This window comes from Elioraea tepida (assembly GCF_019203965.1).
GTDB classification, from domain to species: domain Bacteria; phylum Pseudomonadota; class Alphaproteobacteria; order Acetobacterales; family Acetobacteraceae; genus Elioraea_A; species Elioraea_A tepida.
Genome location: NZ_CP076448.1, coordinates 1,259,392 through 1,279,001, shown reverse-complemented (window position 1 = coordinate 1,279,001; position 19,610 = coordinate 1,259,392). Strand labels below are relative to the sequence as shown.

The following is a 19,610-nucleotide window of genomic DNA, read 5'->3' as shown; positions in this document are numbered from 1 at the left end:
GCCTTAGGCTCGGGGGATGCGCGCCGCGACCGACGAGCCGCCGAAGCCAGCCTCGGCCGATGCCGTGGTGATCGCGCTGATCGGCGCGGCGCACTTCATCAGCCACTTCACCATTCTCGCGATCCCGCCGCTCTTCCCGATGATCCGGGAGGACCTCGGCGTCTCCTATGCGACGCTTGGCGGCGCGGTCGCGCTGCTCTCCGCCGTCACCGCTCTCGGGCAGACGCCGATCGGCGTCTGGATCGACCGAACCGGCGCGGCGCCGTGGCTCGCCGGCGGCACCGCGCTGATGGGGCTTGCGAGCATCGCCATGGGCCTGGCGCCGGGCTGGTGGATCTTCATCGCCGCCGCCCTCGTCTCCGGGCTCGGCAATGCGACCATCCACCCGGCCGACTACGCGATCCTCTCGGGCTCCGTGAGCCAGAACCGCATGGGGCGGGCCTTCTCGCTGCACACGGCTTCGGGCTATGCCGGGTTCGCGGCAGCGCCTGCGGTTGCGATCGGCCTCGAGGCGCTGGTCGGCTGGCGTGGGGCGCTGATCGTGGTCGGGCTGCTTTGCCTGCCCGTGGCGGCGGCGCTTCTATGGTTCGCGCCGGCCCTCAGGAGCGAGAGGGCGCGCCGGGAGGGCGCGGCAAGCAGCCCCGTCACCGTGCTCACGGCACGGCCGATCCTGCTCCTGTTCGCCTTCATGACGCTTCTCGCCATGGGCGGCTCCGGCGTGCAGACCTTCCTCGTCACGGTCCTGCCGCTCGTGCACGGGGTGAGCGTGCCGGCCGCTGCGACGGCGCTGACCGCCTGGCTTCTGGGCAGCACCGCAGGAACGCTCGCGGGCGGCTGGCTCGCCGACCGCACGAGCCGCCACGCCGCGACGGTCGGGGTGATGCTCGTCGGCTGTGCGGCGCTCGTCGCCTCGCTCGGCCTCCTGCCGATGGGGGCGCTCGGGCTGGTTGCCACTGCGGCGATCGCCGGCGTGATGCTCGGCGTGCTGATGCCCGCGCGCGACATGCTGGTGCGCAAGGCCGCCCCCCCGGGAACTGCGGGCCAGGTGTTCGGCTTCGTCTCGGCCGGGCTGCCGCTCGGCCAGGCGATCGTCCCCGCCCCGCTCGGCGCGCTCATCGATCTCGGCCTGCCCGGGCTGAGCCTCGTCGCCTCCGCCCTCTGCCTTGCCGGGGCCGTGCTCGCGGCCGGAACGGCGCAGGCCGCGCGCGACGCCGCCGCACCAGCACGCTGACTACCAGTAGTTCACCCGCTGCCAGACGGCGACCACCTCGTCGCCACCATCGAGCACATGATAGGCCGGATAGGCAGCAGCGGTCAGGCAGGCATGGTTCGGCAGGACGCGCAGCTTCGCCCCGACGGGCAGGCGCTCGAAGGGCAGCGGCCGGTCGCTTTCGACCACGGCATGCTCCTGCCAGGTGCGGCGGATGATCGCCCTGCCGAGGCTCGGCCGGCCCTCGAGATCGACCACGAGGCCGAAGCCGTAGTCTTCCGGTGCGGCTTCGGTGCTGCGGTCCTTCGAGAGGGCGAGCGCGCCGGCATCGAGAAGGAGGCGGTTCTGTTCCGGGCGACGCCCGATCACCGAGGCGAGTACCGAGACGGCGATGTGCTCGAGCGCGCTGGTGTGGATCTGGCACTGCAGCAGATCGCCGAACATGTAGACGCCGGCGCGGAGCTCGGTGATGCCCTCAAGTCGTTCCGCATGCAGCGCTGTGGGCGAGGAGCCCATCGAGACGATCGGCACCTCAAGCCCCGCGGCGCGCACGCGCGCGGCCGCCGCGACCAGCCCCGCGCGCTCGGCCTCCGCGATCGCCGCGAGCTCGGCCACGCTCCGCCCCGCACAGGAATGGCCAGCGTGGGCGAGGAGCCCGGCGAAGCGCGTCCCAAGCCGTTGCGCGATGGCGACAAGGCGCGCGTCATCCGGCGCAATCCCGCCGCGGTGCTCGCCGGCATCCACCTCGATCAGCGCGCCCAGGCGGCCCGGGTGCGCGGCGATCGCCTCGGCGACGTCGAGGTCATCGGTGATCACCTTCACGTCGGCCCCGCGGGCGTTCAGTGAGGCGACCGCGTCGAGCTTCTGCGGCGTGATGCCGACGGCGTAGATCTGGTCGCGGAACCCGGCCTCGGCGAAGGCGCGGGCTTCGGCGAGCGTGCTGACGGTGATGCCGCCCGCTTGGCCCTCGGTCGCAAGGCGCGCGACCTCGACCGACTTCGCCGTCTTGAGATGGGGGCGGAGCGACACGCCGTGCCGCGCCGCAGCCGTGGCCATGGCCGCGAGGTTGCGCCGGAGCTTCGGCAGATCGAGCAGAAGCGACGGCGTGGGGAGGTCCGCGATCCGCATCAGGGCCGGCAGAGCTCGCGGGTGGGGGGGAGCGCGAGGTGGGGCATCGTCAGATCGTTCCGGTTCTGGTTTGCCGGCGCGTTCGAGCGTGGCGCGGCACGGCTCAGAGGCGCAGGTCGGCCGGCGACCAGGTGACGTTCTCGTCGAGCGGGATCACCGGCCGCGGCAGGCGCTTCCAGGTGAAGCGGGAGAGGATCGGCGAGGTGAGGCCCGGCGCGTCCACCTCGGTGATCCGGTCATTGCCGAAGAACTCGTCGAAGCCGGCGCGGAAATGCCCGCGCGACTTCACCACCACCGACCGCGCCGCGCGGATGTCGAGGCCGAGCATCTCGAAGAAGGCAGGGTCGGCGCACTGCGTGCGGTTGGAGACGACGACGATGGTGAGCCCCGCCACACGAAGCGCTGCCGAAGGCCCGAGCCGCATCTCGCGGCCGGCGAAGATGCCGCGCCGTCCGACCACGTGACCGTCTCCGAGCGCGACCACCTCGGCCTCCGCCTCGAGCGGCTTCGAGAACGTGTTGGTCTCCGCGGTGTTGAACCGGGCGGTGAAGCGCGCGCCGAGGCCGAGCCGGTGCGCCTCGGCCGCGAGCGGGGCGTCGTTGATGAGGCCGACGAGCGCGTCCTGAACGCCCGCCTTGAGGAAGGCCTCGATGACCCACATCGTGTTGCCGCGTCCGCCCCCGCCCGGATTGTCGGCGACATCGGCGAAGCACTGGGCGGGCTTCCCCGGATCGGCGCCGGTCGCAAGGGCGAGCGCGGTTGCGTCCTCGAGGCTTGTGAGCCGCGGGCGGAAGCGCTCGCGGTTCGTCCAGCCGAGCTCGGCGATCTCGACGGCGAGCGCCTCTGCCTCCTCTGCGTCTCCCTCGCGCGCGGTGACGACGACGGCAAGCCCGTTCTTCGACGTGTCGGAGTAGGCGAAACCGCCCATCACAGAGACGTTCATGATCCGCCCGGCACAATCGCTCTCGGCGGCACGCCTCTGGCCGAGATCGATCATCTCGCCGAAAGGACGGTCGGTCGCGTCGGGGCCGGTGAGCATCGTCGTCGTCGGCGGAACGATCGGCAGGCGGATGAAGCGCCGGACGGTGCGCGTGCCGCGCAAGAGCGCGCGCAGGTGAACCGCTGCCTCCTCGCCGCGCTCGCGCATGTCGATGTGCGGATTGGTGCGGTAGCCGACCAAGACATCGGGGTTCGCGACCATCGCCTCGGAGACGTTGGCGTGCAGGTCGAGGGTCGCGACGATCGGCACGTCCGGGCCGACGACCGAGCGCACCATCGCGCAGAGATCCCCGTCCGGGTCCTCGCGGGCGGTGGTCAGCCCCGCTCCATGCAGGCAGAGGTAGACGCCGTCGAGCGGCCTCGCCGCCTCGAGCCCCTTGCGCCAGATCGCCATCATTTCAGCGAACAGCGGCTCCTCGACCGGCCCGTTCGGCTCGGCCATCGCAAGCAGGATCGGCACAGGCTGCCAGGGGCCGGTCGCGTCCATCGCGGCGTAGAAACCCGCCGTCTCGGGCAGTGCCACCGGTGTGGCGGAGCGCGCATCCGCCGTGATCGCGTCGCGTTCGAGCCACACAGAGGCCTCGAAATCCGCCCGTGTGGCCGGCGGGGCGAAGGCGTTGCACTCGATCGAGAAGCCGAGCACGGCGATGCGCGGCGGCGGCCCCTTGGCCATGCTCTCAGACCTCCATCCCCATCAGCGCCGCGATCCGCTGCGTCGCCTTGAGCCCCGTGCCGGTGAGCACGAGAACCGTGGTCTCCTCAGGGCCGATCGTTCCGTCAAGGAGCAGGTTGGCGAAGGCAGCGGCGGTGGTCGCGCAGGTCGGCTCGACATAGAGGCCGCTGCGGGCAAGAGCGAACAGGGCGGCCTCGATCTCGGCTTCCGTCACCGTGACCGCCGCGCCGCCCGAGCGCCGGATCGCCCCGAGCACCTCGGCGAGGCGTATCGGATGTGCGATCGCGGTTCCCTCGGCGATGGTGGATGCGATCGTGCAGGGAACCGGCGCATCCGAGCCGGCGGCGAAGGCGGCCGCGATCGGCGCGACATTCGCCGGCTGCACGGCGAACAGGCGCGGCAGGCGGTCGATCTCGCCTGCACGCAGCAGTTCGCCGAAGCCGAGGTCGCAGCCGAGCACGTTCGAGCCTGCGCCGCAGGGGATGATCACGTTGTCGGGCGCGCGGAAGCCGAGGTCTTCCCACAGCTCGTAGGCGAGCGTCTTCGTTCCCTGCAGGAAGAACGGGTGCCAGTTGTGGCTCGCGTAGAAGATCGTTTCGGCGCGGGCGAGGGCGGCCTCGGCACAGTCCTGCCGCGTGCCGGGGACGAGCTCGATCGTCGCGCCGGCGGCCTTCATCTGCACGATCTTCGCGGGCGACGTCGAGGCGGGGACGAGGATCGTCGCCGCCATTCCAGCCGCCGCCGCGTACGCCGCGATCGCCGCACCGCCATTGCCGGAGCTGTCCTCGAGCACGGCGGTGACCCCTTGCGCGCGCAGCGCCGTGAGCATCACCGAGGCGCCGCGGTCCTTGAAGCTGCCGGTGGGGGCGAACCACTCGAGCTTGAGATGCGCGCGCGCGCCGGCGACCTCGCGCACGATCAGCGGCGTGCAGCCCTCGCCGAGGCTGACCGGTTCGACATCGTCCGCAACCGGCAGGGCGCGGCGATAGCGCCAGAGGCTTCGCGTGCCGCTTGCGATCTCGCGCCGCGTGATCCCGGGCATCGGGGTGAGCATCAGCGGCGCCCCGTCATCGGCGCGCCAGCGCGGCGGGTCGACCGGCCAGGTCCGCCCGGATCTTGGATCGAGGTAGCGCGGGGAGATCGAGGTCGGGGCGGGCATGGGCGGCGAAGGCTTGCCCAAGCGGCCGCCGCTTGCAAGGCTCGGGCGAGGTGAGGGGATCGAACCATGACGGACGTCGTCGCACTCGCGCGCGATCTCGTTGCGCTTGACAGCCGCTCGAGCCAGTCGAACCGGGCTGTCGCCGACCGGATCGAGGCCGAGCTTGGGGGCTTCGAGATTGAGCGGCTCGACTTCACCGACCCGGCAGGGGTGGCGAAGCGCGCCCTCGTCGCGCATCGCGGGCCGATGCGGCCCGGGGTGGCGTTCAGCGCCCACATGGACACGGTTCCCGCCACCGGCTGGACGACCGACCCGTGGTCCCCCTCGATCCGCGACGGGCGGCTCGAGGGCCTTGGCGCCTGCGACATGAAGGGGCCGCTCGCGGCGAGCATCGCCGCCGCCAAAGCCGCTCCGGAGGGGCTGCCGGTGACACTTCTCTTCACCTTCGACGAGGAGACGACGAAGGCGGGCGCGCGGCTGATCGCCGAGCAGAGCGCGCTCGCGCGACGTGCCGCGCCGAAGGGGATTGTCGTGGTCGAGCCGTCGGGGATGCGCTGCGTGCGCGGGCACCGCGTGCACGTGCAGTTCACCGCGACCGCCTTGGGCGTGCAGGCGCACTCCTCCACCGGCGAGGGTGTGAACGCCAATCTCGCGCTGATCCGCTTCCTGCACGCCATCCTGCCGGTGCATGACCGGCTGCGCACCGACCCTGCCTGGCAGGACCCGGCCTATTCGCCGCCCTTCAGCGACTTCAACATCGTCATCGACAACCACGGCACGGCGGCGAACGTCACGGTGGCGCGCGCCACCGCCCACATCAAGTTCCGCTACTCCCGGCGTGTGGATCCGATGCCGATCGTCGCAGCGGTGCGCGAGGCGGCCTCGCGCCACGGCATCACGCTCGAGGAGGCCTGGGAAGGCACACCACCCGAACTCGCGGAGGACCATCCGCTCGTCGCCGCCGCGGTGGCGGTGACCGGCCATCCCGCCACCACCGCGCCTTACGGCACCGATGCTGTGGAGCTTCAGGCGATCGCCCCCTGCATCGTGCTCGGCCCGGGCGACGTTTCGGAGGCGCATCGCCCTGGCGAGGGCATCGCGCTCGCCGAACTCGAGGCGGCTCCGGCCACGCTTGTGGCGCTTGCCGAGCGCGTCGCTGCGCTCTGAGCGGAACGCGCCCCTCTTCGCGGCGATTCAGAGCCAGCCCTTGCGGCGGAAGTACCAGAGCGGGGCGACGGCGGAGAACACCATCAGCCCGAGTGCCAGGGGGTAGCCGAGCGTCCATTGCAGCTCCGGCATGACCTCGAAGTTCATGCCGTAGATCGAGGCGACAAGCGTCGGCGGCAGGAACACCACCGCGACGACCGAGAAGGTCTTGATGATCGCCGACTGCTCGATATTGATGATGCCGAGCACGGCATCGAGCAGGAAGGTGGCCTTGTCGTTGAGGAACTTGCCGTGGTCCATCAGGCTGCGCACGTCGCGCGCGAGCGTCTTGATCCTGCCCTTGTTCTCGCGGCGTATGCAGCTGTCGCTCTCGGCAGCGATGAAGGCGAGGATTCGGGAGAGGCCAAGCAGCGTGTCGGAGGTGCGGGCGGTGATCTCACCCACCGTGCCTAGGGCGATCAGCGCCTCCTTCAGCGCCTGTTCCTTCTTCGACGCGACCTCCTTGCTCCGGGCGGCGCGGAACGCGGCCTGGCTCGTGCGGTCCATGTCGGCGCCGATGCGCTCGAGGATGTCGGCGAGCCGGTCGACCACCTGTTCGAACAGGCCGAGCATCACCCCGTCCGCCGTGCTCGCGAGGGAGGGGTTCTTGGCCGCGCGCGCGGCGAACACGCCGAAGGCCTTGGGCGTGGCGTGGCGGATCGTGACAAGGCAGTGGGTGGTCAGCACGAAGGTGATCGGCGTGGAGCCGACCTCGCCGGTGTCGGCGCCATGGAGGAAGTTCGCCGTCATGAACAGAACGTCGCCCTCGCGGTAAAGCCGGGAGGAGGCCTCGATCTCCTGCATCTCCTCGCGCGTCGGCAGCTCGACACCGATCAGCTGCTCGACGAGCCGCTCCTCCTGGAGCGTGGGCTGCATCAGGTCGATCCAGATCGGCAGGGCGGACGGAGTCGCGGCGGCCTCTCCCGGCCCCGGCGGGACCGGCAGCAGGTCGCCCACGCGCATCTGCCCGGCCTCGACCCTATAGGTGGTGATCATCACGCTCGTCCCCTGCCGCCCGGGCCGGCAGCCCGGGGGCGCTTGGTTCTCGCCGGGCTGGACGCGGCGGGTCAAGCGCAGACGCCGACCGCGCTTCGGCGGTCACAAGAGCTCGGCCACCGCCCTGCCGAGGCCGATGATCGCAAGGACGATCGCGAGGTCGATCGCGATCGCGGCGAGCATCACGAGGATCGAGGCGAGGAACAGGCGCCGGTCGGCCTCGATGAGCGCGACCGAGGTGAGCACGATGGCGAGAGCCGGGGCGGGGTTGCCGAACGGGATCGGCAGCGCGAGCAGCACCGCGTTGACGGCGATCAGGAGCGCGGCCGGGATCTCGACGGCGCGGTTCGGCAGCCTCAGCGTGCCGGGGCGCGTGAAACGCTCGAGCCACTGAAGCCACGGCTCTGCCCGCAGCATCACCGCCTCGAACCCGGCGCGCGGGAAGGAGCGGTCGCGTATGAACCTCGGCAGCACCGGCTCGGGATAGCCCGCGAGCATCATCAGCGCGAGGAGGATGATCGGTGTGCCGAGGACGCCGGAGAGGCCAGGGATCGGCACCGGAATCAGGTTCGGCAGGGCAAGGGCGAGCATCACGAGGCCGTAGCCGCGGTCGCCGAGAGCGGCGAGGAGCTCGCCGACGCTGATCCGCTCCGCAGGCCAGGCGCGGGCGAGATCGAGCAGGAGCTCAGAGGCGCGCCGACGCGGCTCCGCCTTGGCCTGGGCCGGATGCTCTCCCGCCTCAGGCGGGGGCATCACCGCGCCGGCCGGCACGCCACTGCCAGAGCAACACGGCCCCACCGAGGGCGATGCCGGCGAGGTCGGTCTTCGCCTCGGGGACGATGCACATCAGCGCCGCCGCACCGACGACGAGCCTGAGCGGCGCGGCGAGGGGGCCCAGCATGTAGCCTTCCGTCGCGAAGGCGAGCAGCACGACCCCCGCCATCGCGGTGAGGAAGGCCTGAAGCACGTCGGCGGCGGCTCCTTGCGCGAGCAGAACGGGATTCATGTAGAACATGTAGGGCACGAGGAAGGTCGCCATGCCGAACTTGACCGCCTTGAGGCTGGTGCCCCAAAGGCTGCCGCGGGCGAGACCGGCGGCGGCGAAGGAGGCGAGTGCGACCGGCGGGGTGATGGCCGACAGAACCGCGTAATAGAAGATGAACATGTGGGTGACGAGCGGCGGCACGCCCATGCGGATCAGCCCAGGCGCCACCACCGCCGCGGCGAGCGCATAGGCCGCCGTGGTCGGCACACCCATGCCCAGGATCAGCGCCACCACGGCGGCGAAGCTGATCGCGAGGATTGGCACGTCGCCGCCGAGGGCGAGCAGGATCGAGGCGAAGCGGCCGCCGATGCCGGTGAGCCCGATCACGCCCGCGACGATTCCCGCCGTGGCACAGACGGCGATCAGCTGCAGCGCCTCTCGCGACCCGCTGGCGAGCGCCTCGGCGATCGCGCGGAAGAGCTCGCCACCTGCGCCCGCGACGGCGGCGATCGGGCTCTGCCGCTGCAGCACGAGCCGGTGCGCGAGAAAGGTCACGGCCATGATCACGATCGTCGCGGCGATCCCGAGCCCGGCCGCGCGGAAGGGCGAGAACCCCGAAAAGAGCACGACGATCAGGATCACGAGCGGCGAGAAGAGGTAGAGCTTCTTGAGGAGCGGCAAAAGCGGCGGCAGCTCCTCGCGCGGCAGGCCGCGCAGCTTCGCCTTCAGAGCGTGCAGGTCGGCGTGGGTGAAGCAGGCGATGTAGTAGAGGACGGCCGGGATCAGCCCGGCGACCAAAATCTCCTGATAGGGGCGGCCGAGCACTTCGGCCATGATGAAGGCGCCCGCGCCCATCACGGGGGGCGCGATCTGCCCGCCCGTCGAGGCGGTCGCCTCCACGGCGCCGGCAGTGTCGGGGTCGTAGCCCGCGCGCTTCATCATCGGAATGGTGAAGGTGCCGGAGGCGACCACGTTCGCGACCGATGAGCCGGAGACGGTGCCGAACATGAAGGATGAGATCACCGCCACCTTGGCAGGGCCACCCCTCGCCCAGCCGACCAGCGACATCGCGAGATCGTTGAAGTAGTCGCCCGCCTTCGAGGCCTGAAGGAAGGCGGCGAAGGTGACGAACATGATGATGAAGGTGGCCGAGACCGAGGTGGTGATGCCGAAGATCCCCTCGGTGCCGGCGATGAAGTTCACCGCCTCGCGCCACGGCACGCCTCGATGGTAGAGCGCCCCGGGAAGCAGAGGTCCCGCGAAGATGTAGGCGAGGAACACGGCGGCGATGATCGGCATCGCAAGCCCCGCCGTGCGCCGGGTGAACTCGAGCAGGATCGCGAGCGCGGCGAGGCCGACGACGGTGTCGCGCAGGTTCGGCCCGATGAAGGACCGCAGCTCGATCCCGTCGGCGTCCAGCATGAAGTGGAACACCACCCCGATCGACGCGGCCATGAGAAGCCAGTCGTACCAGGCGATCCGGTCGAGCCGTGACCGCGGGGAGGCGGCGAAGGTGGCAAGCCCGATCGCCGCGCCGCAGAACACGTGCAGCGCGCGCGCCGTCAGCGGGTCGATCGGGGAGACAAGCAGCACCCAGAGATGGAAGGCGACGAAGGCGATCCCCGCCCACCGCAGCGCGAGGCCGACCGGCCCGCGAAGCACGCGTCGGCTCGAGGCGGACTCCATGTCCTCGATGCGCCTCGTCTCGGAGGCGGCGACCGCCTCGCGCTCTCCGGTCCCTGGCGGCGCTTCGCCCGCGCGCGTGGACGCCCCACTCCTCATCCGCCCCCCCCTCACGCGACGGCCCGCTGCCCCTGGGCGCGAAGGTCAGCGCCGGCGCGACGCGGGCTCTTCTGCCACGAGGTCACACTAGATGGGGGTGCGCGGGCTGCGCAACGCGCAACAGCACGCCGTTCGGAGGTCGATCGGGCCGTCGCTCTCCCCGCGCGCGGGCGGCGCCTCCATGAGATCCTCCTTCAGCGGGGGGAGGTGCGTTGCCCCGCCCGGGCGGGGGCGGCGCTCCAGCCGCTGCCTTACCCGCGAGGGGCGGAGGAGGTCTCGGTCGTGCGGGCGGTGGCCTGAGCCTCCGGCCCGGCGAGGCTTCCGGCGGGCTTCTGGTCAGCCGCCGTATCGGCCGGCTTCTCGTCTTCCTTGATGTTCTGCTTGAAGGACTTGATGCCCTTCGCGAGGTCACCCATCAGGCTGCTGATCTTGCCGCTGCCGAACAGCAGCAGGATGACCAGGAGCACGACAAGCCAGTGCCAGATGCTGAAAGTCCCCATCCTGCGTGCGTCCGTCCTGCGCCGTTTGCGTTCTGGTGGTTCGCCCGGGCCGGCCCCTGCCGAACCCGGCCGCTGATGTGGTGGGGACAGTAGCGGAAAGGAACCCCCCGGCAAAGGGCGAGAGTGCAGCCGCGCGTCCGGTTGGCGTTTGCGGGCAGAGGTTGCAACGTGGGAAGCGCTTCACCACTTCGCGAGGCTGGGTCCGGGCCCCTCTGGCGGGAGGGTTCGGCGCGGCCGCTGCGCCCAGGCCGCGCCCGGAAACCGCGATGTCGGACCATCCGGCGGGCACCCGCCTCACTGGTCATTCGTCGCGGCGCGCGTGGAGTGGAGCCTCGTGTCGGCACCGTGGTGGTTCTGGGTCGCGTTCAACGCGTTCATCCTGTTCCTGCTTCTGCTCGATCTCGGCGTGCTGACGCGGCGCGACCGGCCGATCCCGGTGAAGGAGGCGCTGCTCCGGTCAGGCGCGTTCTTCACGCTCGCGATGATCTTCTGCGCCGGTTTGTTCGCCCTCTACGGCGAGACGCCCGAGGAACGCAGCCAGAAAGGCTTCGAGTTCCTCACCGGCTATTTGATCGAGTGGTCGCTCTCGGTCGACAACATCTTCGTCTTCGTCCTGATCTTCAGCCATTTCCAGGTGCCCGCGGCGGTGCAGCACCGGGTGTTGTTCTGGGGCATCATCGGCGCGCTCGTGATGCGCGGCACGCTGATCCTGCTCGGCACGACGCTGATCCAGCACTTCCAGTGGATCATGATCGGGTTCGGCCTGTTCCTGATCTGGAGCGGGTGGAAGATGCTGAAGGCGGTGGACGAGGAGCCCGACCTCGACAACAACCGCATCTTGCTGTGGATGAAGTCGCGGTACAGAGTGACCGAGACCTATGTGAAGGACCATTTCTATGTCCGCCGGGATGGCGTTCTCTATTTCACCCCCCTGGCCCTCGTCCTCGTGCTGATCGAGACCACCGACCTCGTCTTCGCGCTCGACAGCATTCCCGCGATCTTCGCCATCACCTCCGACCCGTTCATCGTCTACACGGCGAACGTGTTCGCGATCCTGGGCTTGCGCGCGATGTATTTCGCTCTCGCCGGCATCATCCACCGGTTCCACTACCTGAAATATGGGTTGTCGATCGTGCTGATTGTCGTCGGCATCAAGATGATCGGCAACTACGTCTGGAAGGTGAATGGCTGGGGCGAGAAATTCCTCCCCGTGGAGGTGGCGCTCGCCATCACCGCGACGCTGATCGGCGGCTCGATCTTCCTGAGCCTGATCAAGACAGCCGAGGAGGGCCCGATGGCCCGCGCCCGACATGCCTGGCAGGGGTGGGTGCCGCTCTCGGGACGGAAGCGACGCCCCGAGGAGCAGGGCTGAGCGGCCGGTTTGCAGGCCGGACGGGCGGCGACCGTTCCTGCGCGAGATCGAATACTTGACCCGGGGGCGCGTTCGCGCCAACTCTCCGTCCACGCGTCGCGGTGCAGCACGGGCCGCGCGGCGGGTGAAACCGGTCGGGACGGGTCGAATGATGCGGGCTCAAGGGCGCTGCCGCCAGACGGTGCGGGGTGTTTTGGGGGTGGCGGCGCTGGCCGGCCTCGCCGCGATGGTGTTGGCGGTCGGGGCGGCGGACGCGTCCACGACGGAGGTGGGCGCGCCCGTGCCCTGGGGCATGGGCATGCAGGCCTCTGCGAGCCCGGTGAAGGACCGGATCCACAGCCTGCATAACTTCCTGCTCGTGATCATCACCCTGATCACGATCTTCGTGCTCGCGCTCCTGACCTACGTGGTCGTGCGGTTCCGGGCGCAGCGGAACCCGGTTCCCTCGCGCACCGCCCACAACACCACCCTCGAGGTGATCTGGACAGTGGTGCCGGTTCTCATCCTGGTCGCGATCGGTGTGCCGTCCTTCCGCCTGCTCTACTTCATGGACCGGGCGAAGGAGCCCGACATGACGCTGAAGGTGACGGCGTTCCAGTGGGCTTGGGAGTACGAGTATCCCGACCATGACGGGATCAAGTTCGAGAGCTACATGATCCCGACGGAGGAGCTCCGCCCCGGCCAGCTCCGCCTGCTCGACGTCGACAACGAGGTCGTCGTGCCTGCGGGGAAGGACATCCGCGTCCTGGTCACCTCCCGCGACGTGATCCACTCTCTGTTCGTGCCGGCACTCGGGGTGCAGAAATACGGCATTCCGGGCCGGACCCTCGAAACCTGGTTCCGGGCGGACCGGCCGGGCGTCTACTATGGCCAGTGCAACCAGATCTGCGGTGTGAACCACGCCTTCATGCCGGTCGTGATCCGCGCGGTGCCGGAAGCCGAGTTCACCGCGTGGGTTAAGGAGGCGAAGCGCCGGTTCGCGAACGACAACACCCGCCCGCTGCCGCTTGTCGCGGCCGGCGACGGGGAAGCGGGCGAGGTGGGGCTGCGGCTTGCGGAAGCACGCCGCGGAAGCACCTCTCAGTGAGGATGGAACGGCGGGGGCCTCCCCTGCCGGACGGATGGAGCGGACATGGCTGAGGCTCACGCGCACGCGCACGACCATCACGACCACAAGCCAGGCTTCGTGGCGCGGTGGCTGTTCAGCACCAACCACAAGGACATCGGCACGCTCTACCTGATCTTCGCAGGCGTTGCCGCGTTTATCGGCGCCTTCATGTCCGTCCTGATGCGGATCGAGCTTCAGAACCCGGGGATGCAGGTCTTCGCCGACGGGCAGATGTGGAACGTCATCGTCACGGCGCACGGCCTGATCATGGTGTTCTTCTTCGTCATGCCCGCGCTCATCGGGGGCTTCGGCAACTGGTTCGTGCCGATCATGATCGGTGCCCCCGACATGGCGTTCCCCCGCCTCAACAACATCTCCTTCTGGCTGCTCGTTCCCTCCTTCGCTCTCCTCTTGGGCTCGGCCTTCGTCGGCCAGGGCGCAGGAGTGGGCTGGACGGTCTATCCGCCGTTGTCGCACTCGACCTTCCAGTCCGGGCCTGCGGTGGACATGGCGATCTTCTCGCTCCACCTCGCCGGCGCCTCCTCGATCCTTGGCGCGATCAACTTCATCACCACCATCCTCAACATGCGCGCTCCCGGCATGACGCTGCACCGGATGCCGCTGTTCGTCTGGTCGATGCTGGTCACGGCGTTCCTCTTGCTGCTCGCCGTGCCGGTGCTCGGCGGCGCGATCACCATGCTGCTGACCGACCGCAATTTCGGCACCGCCTTCTTCGATGCCGCCGGCGGCGGTGACCCGGTGCTGTACCAGCACCTGTTCTGGTTCTTCGGCCACCCCGAAGTCTACATCATGATCCTGCCGGCCTTCGGCATCATCTCGCACATCGTCTCGACCTTCAGCCGCAAGCCGGTGTTCGGCTATCTCGGTATGGCCTATGCGATGGTTGCGATCGGCGTCGTCGGCTTCGTGGTGTGGGCGCACCACATGTACACGTCCGGAATGGATGTCGACACCCGCGCCTACTTCATGGCCGCGACGATGGTGATCGCCGTGCCGACGGGCGTGAAGATCTTCTCCTGGATCGCCACGATGTGGGGCGGGTCGATCGAGATGAAGCTGCCGATGATGTGGGCCGTCGGCTTCATCTTCCTGTTCACCATCGGTGGCGTGACGGGCGTGGTGCTCGCCAACGCCGGTGTCGATACGGTGTTGCACAACACCTACTACGTGGTGGCGCACTTCCACTACGTCCTTTCGCTCGGCGCCGTGTTCGCCATCTTCGCCGGGTTCTACTTCTGGATCGGCAAGATGTCGGGCCGCCAGTACCCGGAGTTCTGGGGCAAGGTGCACTTCTGGACCACCTTCGTCGGGGTGAACCTCACCTTCTTCCCGATGCATTTCCTCGGGCTGCAGGGCATGCCCCGGCGCTACCCGGACTACCCGGACGCATTCTGGGGCTGGAACATGCTCGCCTCGATCGGGAGCTACATCAGCTTCGCCTCGGCTCTCGTGTTCCTCTACGTGCTCTGGCTCACCTTCCGCTCGCAGGAGCGGGTGGCGCCGAACTACTGGGGCGAGGGGGCGACGACGCTCGAGTGGACCCTCTCCTCCCCGCCGCCCTTCCACGCCTTCGAGGAGCTGCCGCGGATCCGCTGAGGCGGGGCGGCGCGGAGCGGTTCACGGGCTGATGCGCGGAAGCTCGGAGGCGACGGCCGGCACGCCGGGGCGCTTCCCCGACAGCGGGGAGGCGCCCGACGCTTTGCTCGGGTCGGTTCCCGCCGACTGGATCGCTCTTTTGAAGCCGCGGGTGATGACGCTCGTGGTCTTCACCGCCCTCGTTGGGCTGATCGTCGCGCCCGAGCCGATCCACCCGGTGCTCGGCCTTGCGGCGATCCTCGCCGTCACGATCGGCGCCGGGGCGTCGGGCGCGATCAACATGTGGTATGACCGCGACATCGATGCGCTGATGCGGCGCACGGCCTCGCGCCCGATCCCCTCTGGGCGGATCGCGCCCGAGGCGGCGCTCGGCTACGGGGTCGCGCTCGCGGTGTTCGCCGTGCTTCTGATGGGGCTCGCCGCGAACTGGACGGCGGCGGCGATCCTCGCGCTCTCGATCGGCTTTTACGTGGTCGTCTACACGATCTGGCTGAAGCGCCGCACGCCACAGAACATTGTCATCGGCGGCGCTGCGGGCGCCTTCCCGCCTGTGATCGGCTGGGCGGCGGTGACCGGGTCGGTTGAGCTGGCGCCGCTTGTCCTCTTCGCGATCATCTTCTTCTGGACCCCGCCGCATTTCTGGGCGCTGTCTTTGTTCGCCCACGCCGATTACGCCCGCGCCGGCGTGCCGATGCTTCCCGTGGTCGCGGGCGCGCGCGAGACGCGCCGGCAGATCCTGCTCTACACCGCGCTGCTTGTGCCGCTCACGCTCCTGCCTGTCGTCCTGGGCTTCGCCGGCTGGCTCTATGGCGCCACTGCGGCCCTGCTCGGCGCAAACTTCCTGCGCCACGCGCTTGCTGTGCTGCGCGAACCGCAGGATGAGGCCGGAGCGAGTCTCGTGAAGGATGCCGCCGCCAAGGCCTGCTTCCGCTTCTCGATCACCTACCTGTTCCTTCTGTTCGGCGCACTGGCGGCCGACCGTCTGGTCGCGAACGCTGGGCTCCTCGTGCCATGACGGTGGCGGACGGACGCATGGGCAACCGTGTCCAGTCCCGCCCTGCGCCACATGACCCGCAAGCGGTGACGCGCGGGCCCGACCTCACGCCGGAGCAGACGCGCGAGCTCCGCGCGCGTCAGAAGGCGCGGAACCGGGTGATGCTCGTCGTCCTGCTCGGGCTTGTCGCGCTCTTCTTCGCCATCACGTTAAGCCGCATGTCGCAGATCGGGGATCCGCGCGAATGGTCACGCCCGGGCGGGCTCGCTCCCGTTCGAACCGCACCCTCGCGCTGAGCCTCGCCGGCCTCGTCGCCGGCATGGTCGGGCTCAGCTTCGCGGCGGTGCCGCTCTACGACCTGTTCTGCCGTGTCACCGGTTTCGGCGGCACGCCCATGATGAACGCCGACCGCCCCGCCGTCGAGGACCCGCGGACGATCCGCGTCGAGTTCGTCGCCAATGTCCAGGCGGGCATGCCCTGGACGTTCCGGCCCGCCCAGCGGTCGGTGACGCTGCGCGGGGCGGAGGAGGGGCTCGCCTTCTATCGGGCGCGGAACGACGCCGCCGAGCCGGTGACCGGCATCAGCACCTACAACGTCACGCCCGAGAAGGCCGCGCGCTACTTCAACAAGATCGCCTGCTTCTGCTTCACGGAACAGACGCTCGCGCCAGGCCAGGAGGTGGAGATGCCGCTCGCCTTCTGGGTCGACCCGAAGCTGTTCGACGACCCTGCCACGCGCGACCTGCGCGTGATCACGATCAGCTACAGCTTCTTCCGCTCGCTCGGCGCTGCCGAACGGGCCGGTGCGCTCGCCTCGGCCGGGCCGCATGTCGGCGGCTTCACGCCGAACACCGCCCCCCCGGGACCAGGCGGCCGCGCCCTCCGCTGAGGCTTGCGCGCGCGCGCGGCCTGTCGCCACACTCCCGCGAAACGCCGCGCGCCAAGTGCGGCTCTCTGGGAGGGAACAGGGATGACCGATCGTCCGACAGCGCAGCTCTCGCGCCGGTCGCTTCTCGCCGCCGCGGCGGCGCTCAGCGCGCCTGCCATCGCCCGCGCCGCGACCTTCCCCGACCGGCCGATACGCCTGATCTGCCCCTGGACGGCGGGGGGCTCGACCGACCTGCAGATGCGCGCGATCGCCGAAGCGGCCGGGAAGATCCTCGGCCAGCCAATGGTGGTCGAGAACCGCCCGGGGGCTGGCGGCACACTCGGCGCCGTCGCCCTGCTCCAGGCGCGGCCTGACGGCTACACGCTCGCGCAACTGCCGATCACGGTGTTCCGCTACCCGTTCATGCAGGCGACCCCGCAGTGGAACCCGCTGACCGACTTCACCTTCATCAGCCACATCACGGGCTATCTGTTCGGCGTCGTCGTCCGCGCCGACAGCCCCTTCCGCACCTTCCCCGACCTGATCGCCTGGGCGAAGGCGAATCCCGGCAAGCTGACCTACGGCACGCCCGGCGTCGGCTCCACGCTGCACATCACGATGGAGCAGATCGCGCTGAAGGCGGGGGTGGAGTTCCTGCACGTTCCCTTCCGCGGCGTGGCCGAAAACCAGACGGCCCTGCTCGCGGGAACGGTGATGGCCTCTGCCGACAGCTCCGGCTGGGCGCAGCTCGTGCGCGACGGCAAGCTCAGGCTTCTCGTTACCTGGGGGGCGGAGCGGGCGAAGAGCTTCCCCGACGTGCCGACGCTGAAGGAGCTCGGCTACGACATCGTCTCTGCCTCTCCGTACGGCTTCGGCGGCCCGAAGGGAATGGACCCTCCGGTGGTGCGCACGCTGGATGAGGCGTTCCGCCGCGCGATCGACGACCCCGGGCACCTCTCGATTCTCGAGCGGTTCGACATGCAGCCCTGGTATCTCTCGAGCGCCGAGTATGCCGCCTTCGCCGCGCAGCTGACGGAGAACGAGAAGACGATGGTGCAGCGTTTGGGCCTGAGGCTGTAGCGGCAGCGTCCTGCCCGCACCGCCCCGCAAAGGATCGGCCGCCGCTGCGTTCTCGGGCGGGGCGTGGCGCCGAACGCCGCCTCAGTCGGCGGCTTCTCAGCGGCGTGCGGCGAAGAAGGACCGCAGCAGGGCGGCGGCGTCTGCCTCCGCAACGCCGCCGATCACCTCGGGCCTGTGCATGCAGCTCGGCTGGGAGAAGATCCTTGGCCCATGCTCCACCCCGCCTCCCTTCGGGTCATAGGCGCCGAACACGAGCCGCCTGATCCGGAACAGGGAGATCGCCGCGGCGCACATCGGGCAGGGCTCGAGCGTCACCACGAGGTCGCAATCGGGCAGGCGCGGCTGGCCACGCGCCGCCGCCGCGGCGCGCAAAGCGAGAATCTCCGCATGCGCCGTCGGGTCGGCAAGCTCCTGCACACGGTTCCCGGCGGCGGCGAGCACCGACCCGTCCGGGCCAAGCACGACCGCGCCGACCGGAACCTCGCCCCGCGCCGCCGCCGCCTGCGCCTCGAGCAGCGCACGACGCATCGGGCTCGTCTCGCCGCCTTTCGCCATCCGCGCTACATCACATTGCAAGCGAGGAAAGGCAATCGATGCGGCGCGCAGGCACGGTCGGCGAGGGGGCGGGCGGCGAGAGGATTGCCAAGTGGCTCTCCCGCGCCGGGGTGGCGAGCCGGAGGGAGGCCGAGCGGCTGATCGCCGAGGGGCGCGTCGCGGTGAACGGGCGCAGGCTCGCCGACCCGGCGGTGCTGGTCGAGCCGGGTGACACGGTCACGGTCGATCGCGTCCCGGTCGACCCTCCCGGTCGTGCCCGGCTTTGGCGCTACCACAAGCCGCGCGGCCTTCTCGTCACCGCGCGCGACCCGCAAGGACGGCCGACCGTGTTCGAGAAGCTGCCGGCCTCGATGCCGCGTGTGGTCTCGGTCGGCCGGCTCGACATGGGCTCGGAGGGGCTCCTCCTGCTCACCACCGATGGCGGGCTCGCGCGGCAGCTCGAGCACCCGAAGAACGGCTGGGTGCGTCGCTACCGTGTGCGTGTTCACGGCCGGCCAGACCCGGGGGTGCTCGCCTCGCTTGCGAACGGGATCACGATCGACGGCATACGCTACGGGCCGATCGAGGCCGGGCTCGATGCGGTGAAGAACGAGGTGTCCTGGCTCACCGTGTCGCTGCGCGAGGGCAAGAACCGCGAGATACGACGCGTGCTCGAGCATCTCGGGCTGCCGGTGCTGCGGCTGATCCGCGTCGCCTATGGCCCGTTCCAGCTTGGCCTCCTGCCGCGCGGTGCCGTCGAGGAGGTGCCGGCGAGGGTGCTCCGCGAGCAGCTCGGCGCAGCGGCGCCGACGCGGCGGCGGCCCTGAGCCGGGATGCGGATCATCGCCGGCGCCTGGCGCGGCCGACGCCTTGTCGCACCGCCCGGCGATGCGACGCGCCCGACGGCCGACCGTGCCCGCCAGGCGATCTTCGACGTGATCGCCCACGCCCCCTTCGCCGGACGCGCAGCGCTGGAGCAGGCGCGCGTTCTCGACGCCTTTGCCGGCACCGGCGCGATGGGGCTCGAGGCGCTCTCGCGCGGTGCGGCGGAGGCACACTTCATCGAGCGCGACCGTGCGGCGCTCGCGGCTCTCCGCGCCAACATCGCGGCCTGCCGCGCAGAAGGGCGCGCGACGGTGCTCGCGGCTGACGCGCTCCGCCCGCCTCACGCCGCCCGCCCGGCGACACTCCTGTTCCTTGACCCGCCCTATGGGCGGGAGCTTGTCTCGCCGGCGCTTGCCGCTCTGGCCGATGCCGGCTGGATCGCTCCTAGAGCGCTCGTGGTCGCCGAACTCGGCTGCGGGGAGGCCCTGCCCGATCTTGCCGGCTTGACCCTGCTTGACATGCGACGCTGGGGCGCGGCGCAGGTCCTGTTCCTGCGCGCCGGCTGAGCGGGCCC

19 protein-coding genes are annotated in these 19,610 nt (G+C 70.1%); 11 read left to right on the top strand and 8 right to left on the bottom strand.

Translation table 11 applies throughout. The features are described 5' to 3' along the window. Window positions 1-16 precede the first annotated feature (16 nt). Window positions 17-1,231, top strand: coding sequence for an MFS transporter (locus KO353_RS06120; RefSeq protein WP_218286829.1), 1,215 nt, complete (start codon window positions 17-19; stop codon window positions 1,229-1,231). On the opposite strand, the gene KO353_RS06115 is transcribed toward KO353_RS06120, so the two are convergent. The 3 genes from KO353_RS06115 to KO353_RS06105 all read right to left on the bottom strand — a co-directional run bounded on the left by KO353_RS06115 (window position 1,232) and on the right by KO353_RS06105 (window position 5,169). After that, window positions 1,232-2,338 carry an alanine racemase gene (locus KO353_RS06115; RefSeq protein WP_218286828.1) on the bottom strand — a complete coding sequence of 369 codons (1,107 nt, stop codon included), beginning with the start codon at window positions 2,336-2,338 and terminating at the stop codon, window positions 1,232-1,234. Between the two features lie 103 nt (window positions 2,339-2,441). Then, window positions 2,442-4,010, bottom strand: coding sequence for a M81 family metallopeptidase (locus tag KO353_RS06110; protein ID WP_218286827.1), 1,569 nt, complete (start codon window positions 4,008-4,010; stop codon window positions 2,442-2,444). A 4-nt stretch (window positions 4,011-4,014) separates the two neighbouring features. Continuing rightward, window positions 4,015-5,169, bottom strand: a complete 1,155-nt coding sequence (locus KO353_RS06105) for a pyridoxal-phosphate dependent enzyme (protein WP_218286826.1) — start codon at window positions 5,167-5,169, stop codon at window positions 4,015-4,017. Window positions 5,170-5,235: 66 nt separating this feature from the next. Here KO353_RS06105 and KO353_RS06100 point away from each other — a divergent pair, with 66 nt between their 5' ends. Then, window positions 5,236-6,336 carry a M20/M25/M40 family metallo-hydrolase gene (locus tag KO353_RS06100; protein WP_218286825.1) on the top strand — a complete coding sequence of 367 codons (1,101 nt, stop codon included), beginning with the start codon at window positions 5,236-5,238 and terminating at the stop codon, window positions 6,334-6,336. Between the two features lie 27 nt (window positions 6,337-6,363). Here the strand turns inward: KO353_RS06100 and KO353_RS06095 are convergent, their stop codons facing one another. The 4 genes from KO353_RS06095 to KO353_RS06080 all read right to left on the bottom strand — a co-directional run bounded on the left by KO353_RS06095 (window position 6,364) and on the right by KO353_RS06080 (window position 10,638). Further along, window positions 6,364-7,371 (bottom strand): magnesium transporter CorA family protein, encoded by a 1,008-nt coding sequence (locus tag KO353_RS06095; RefSeq protein WP_218286824.1) that lies wholly within the window; start codon window positions 7,369-7,371, stop codon window positions 6,364-6,366. Window positions 7,372-7,473: 102 nt separating this feature from the next. After that, window positions 7,474-8,124 carry an exopolysaccharide biosynthesis protein gene (locus tag KO353_RS06090; protein ID WP_218286823.1) on the bottom strand — a complete coding sequence of 217 codons (651 nt, stop codon included), beginning with the start codon at window positions 8,122-8,124 and terminating at the stop codon, window positions 7,474-7,476. Continuing rightward, window positions 8,111-10,138: a TRAP transporter permease gene (locus KO353_RS06085; RefSeq protein ID WP_218286822.1), complete on the bottom strand. Its 2,028-nt coding sequence runs from the start codon at window positions 10,136-10,138 to the stop codon at window positions 8,111-8,113. The genes KO353_RS06090 and KO353_RS06085 overlap by 14 nt, the downstream gene beginning before the upstream one ends. A gap of 251 nt (window positions 10,139-10,389) precedes the next feature. Then, window positions 10,390-10,638 (bottom strand): twin-arginine translocase TatA/TatE family subunit, encoded by a 249-nt coding sequence (locus KO353_RS06080; protein WP_218286821.1) that lies wholly within the window; start codon window positions 10,636-10,638, stop codon window positions 10,390-10,392. A gap of 319 nt (window positions 10,639-10,957) precedes the next feature. On the opposite strand from KO353_RS06080, the gene KO353_RS06075 reads away from it, so the two are divergent. The 7 genes from KO353_RS06075 to KO353_RS06045 all read left to right on the top strand — a co-directional run bounded on the left by KO353_RS06075 (window position 10,958) and on the right by KO353_RS06045 (window position 17,677). After that, window positions 10,958-12,010: a TerC family protein gene (locus KO353_RS06075; protein WP_235692045.1), complete on the top strand. Its 1,053-nt coding sequence runs from the start codon at window positions 10,958-10,960 to the stop codon at window positions 12,008-12,010. Window positions 12,011-12,209: 199 nt separating this feature from the next. Then, window positions 12,210-13,097, top strand: coding sequence for a cytochrome c oxidase subunit II (gene coxB / locus KO353_RS06070; RefSeq protein ID WP_328774506.1), 888 nt, complete (start codon window positions 12,210-12,212; stop codon window positions 13,095-13,097). Between the two features lie 45 nt (window positions 13,098-13,142). Then, entirely contained in the window at window positions 13,143-14,735 is a 1,593-nt protein-coding gene (gene ctaD / locus KO353_RS06065) for a cytochrome c oxidase subunit I (RefSeq protein WP_218286819.1), read from the top strand. 31 nt (window positions 14,736-14,766) lie between these two features. Continuing rightward, window positions 14,767-15,750, top strand: coding sequence for a heme o synthase (locus KO353_RS06060; protein WP_218286818.1), 984 nt, complete (start codon window positions 14,767-14,769; stop codon window positions 15,748-15,750). A 17-nt stretch (window positions 15,751-15,767) separates the two neighbouring features. Then, a complete protein-coding gene (locus KO353_RS06055; RefSeq protein WP_218286817.1) occupies window positions 15,768-16,025 on the top strand; it encodes a hypothetical protein in 258 nt (85 codons plus the stop codon). Beyond that, window positions 15,974-16,618: a cytochrome c oxidase assembly protein gene (locus KO353_RS06050; RefSeq protein ID WP_218286816.1), complete on the top strand. Its 645-nt coding sequence runs from the start codon at window positions 15,974-15,976 to the stop codon at window positions 16,616-16,618. The genes KO353_RS06055 and KO353_RS06050 overlap by 52 nt, the downstream gene beginning before the upstream one ends. An 81-nt stretch (window positions 16,619-16,699) precedes the next feature. Then, window positions 16,700-17,677 carry a tripartite tricarboxylate transporter substrate binding protein gene (locus tag KO353_RS06045; protein WP_218286815.1) on the top strand — a complete coding sequence of 326 codons (978 nt, stop codon included), beginning with the start codon at window positions 16,700-16,702 and terminating at the stop codon, window positions 17,675-17,677. Window positions 17,678-17,773: 96 nt separating this feature from the next. Here KO353_RS06045 and KO353_RS06040 read toward each other — a convergent pair whose 3' ends face one another. Next, the gene (locus KO353_RS06040) at window positions 17,774-18,205 is read right to left on the bottom strand and encodes a nucleoside deaminase (RefSeq protein WP_218287276.1); all 432 of its coding nucleotides are present in this window, start codon (window positions 18,203-18,205) and stop codon (window positions 17,774-17,776) included. Between the two features lie 65 nt (window positions 18,206-18,270). Here KO353_RS06040 and KO353_RS06035 point away from each other — a divergent pair, with 65 nt between their 5' ends. After that, complete coding sequence (locus KO353_RS06035; RefSeq protein ID WP_218286814.1) at window positions 18,271-19,038, top strand: pseudouridine synthase; 768 nt, start codon at window positions 18,271-18,273, stop codon at window positions 19,036-19,038. A 6-nt stretch (window positions 19,039-19,044) separates the two neighbouring features. After that, the gene (rsmD, locus tag KO353_RS06030) at window positions 19,045-19,602 is read left to right on the top strand and encodes a 16S rRNA (guanine(966)-N(2))-methyltransferase RsmD (RefSeq protein WP_218286813.1); all 558 of its coding nucleotides are present in this window, start codon (window positions 19,045-19,047) and stop codon (window positions 19,600-19,602) included. Window positions 19,603-19,610 lie beyond the last annotated feature (8 nt).

What these genes read in the sequence shown, in the direction of transcription:
- KO353_RS06120 (WP_218286829.1), top strand. Translation starts at nt 17, where the DNA reads ATGCGCGCCGCGACCGACGAGCCGCCGAAGCCAGCCTCGGCCGATGCC.
- KO353_RS06115 (WP_218286828.1), bottom strand. Translation starts at nt 2,338, where the DNA reads ATGCGGATCGCGGACCTCCCCACGCCGTCGCTTCTGCTCGATCTGCCG.
- KO353_RS06110 (WP_218286827.1), bottom strand. Translation starts at nt 4,010, where the DNA reads ATGGCCAAGGGGCCGCCGCCGCGCATCGCCGTGCTCGGCTTCTCGATC.
- KO353_RS06105 (WP_218286826.1), bottom strand. Translation starts at nt 5,169, where the DNA reads ATGCCCGCCCCGACCTCGATCTCCCCGCGCTACCTCGATCCAAGATCC.
- KO353_RS06100 (WP_218286825.1), top strand. Translation starts at nt 5,236, where the DNA reads ATGACGGACGTCGTCGCACTCGCGCGCGATCTCGTTGCGCTTGACAGC.
- KO353_RS06095 (WP_218286824.1), bottom strand. Translation starts at nt 7,371, where the DNA reads ATGATCACCACCTATAGGGTCGAGGCCGGGCAGATGCGCGTGGGCGAC.
- KO353_RS06090 (WP_218286823.1), bottom strand. Translation starts at nt 8,124, where the DNA reads ATGCCCCCGCCTGAGGCGGGAGAGCATCCGGCCCAGGCCAAGGCGGAG.
- KO353_RS06085 (WP_218286822.1), bottom strand. Translation starts at nt 10,138, where the DNA reads ATGAGGAGTGGGGCGTCCACGCGCGCGGGCGAAGCGCCGCCAGGGACC.
- KO353_RS06080 (WP_218286821.1), bottom strand. Translation starts at nt 10,638, where the DNA reads ATGGGGACTTTCAGCATCTGGCACTGGCTTGTCGTGCTCCTGGTCATC.
- ctaD (WP_218286819.1), top strand. Translation starts at nt 13,143, where the DNA reads ATGGCTGAGGCTCACGCGCACGCGCACGACCATCACGACCACAAGCCA.
- KO353_RS06060 (WP_218286818.1), top strand. Translation starts at nt 14,767, where the DNA reads ATGCGCGGAAGCTCGGAGGCGACGGCCGGCACGCCGGGGCGCTTCCCC.
- KO353_RS06055 (WP_218286817.1), top strand. Translation starts at nt 15,768, where the DNA reads ATGGGCAACCGTGTCCAGTCCCGCCCTGCGCCACATGACCCGCAAGCG.
- KO353_RS06050 (WP_218286816.1), top strand. Translation starts at nt 15,974, where the DNA reads ATGGTCACGCCCGGGCGGGCTCGCTCCCGTTCGAACCGCACCCTCGCG.
- KO353_RS06045 (WP_218286815.1), top strand. Translation starts at nt 16,700, where the DNA reads ATGACCGATCGTCCGACAGCGCAGCTCTCGCGCCGGTCGCTTCTCGCC.
- KO353_RS06040 (WP_218287276.1), bottom strand. Translation starts at nt 18,205, where the DNA reads ATGCGTCGTGCGCTGCTCGAGGCGCAGGCGGCGGCGGCGCGGGGCGAG.
- KO353_RS06035 (WP_218286814.1), top strand. Translation starts at nt 18,271, where the DNA reads ATGCGGCGCGCAGGCACGGTCGGCGAGGGGGCGGGCGGCGAGAGGATT.
- rsmD (WP_218286813.1), top strand. Translation starts at nt 19,045, where the DNA reads ATGCGGATCATCGCCGGCGCCTGGCGCGGCCGACGCCTTGTCGCACCG.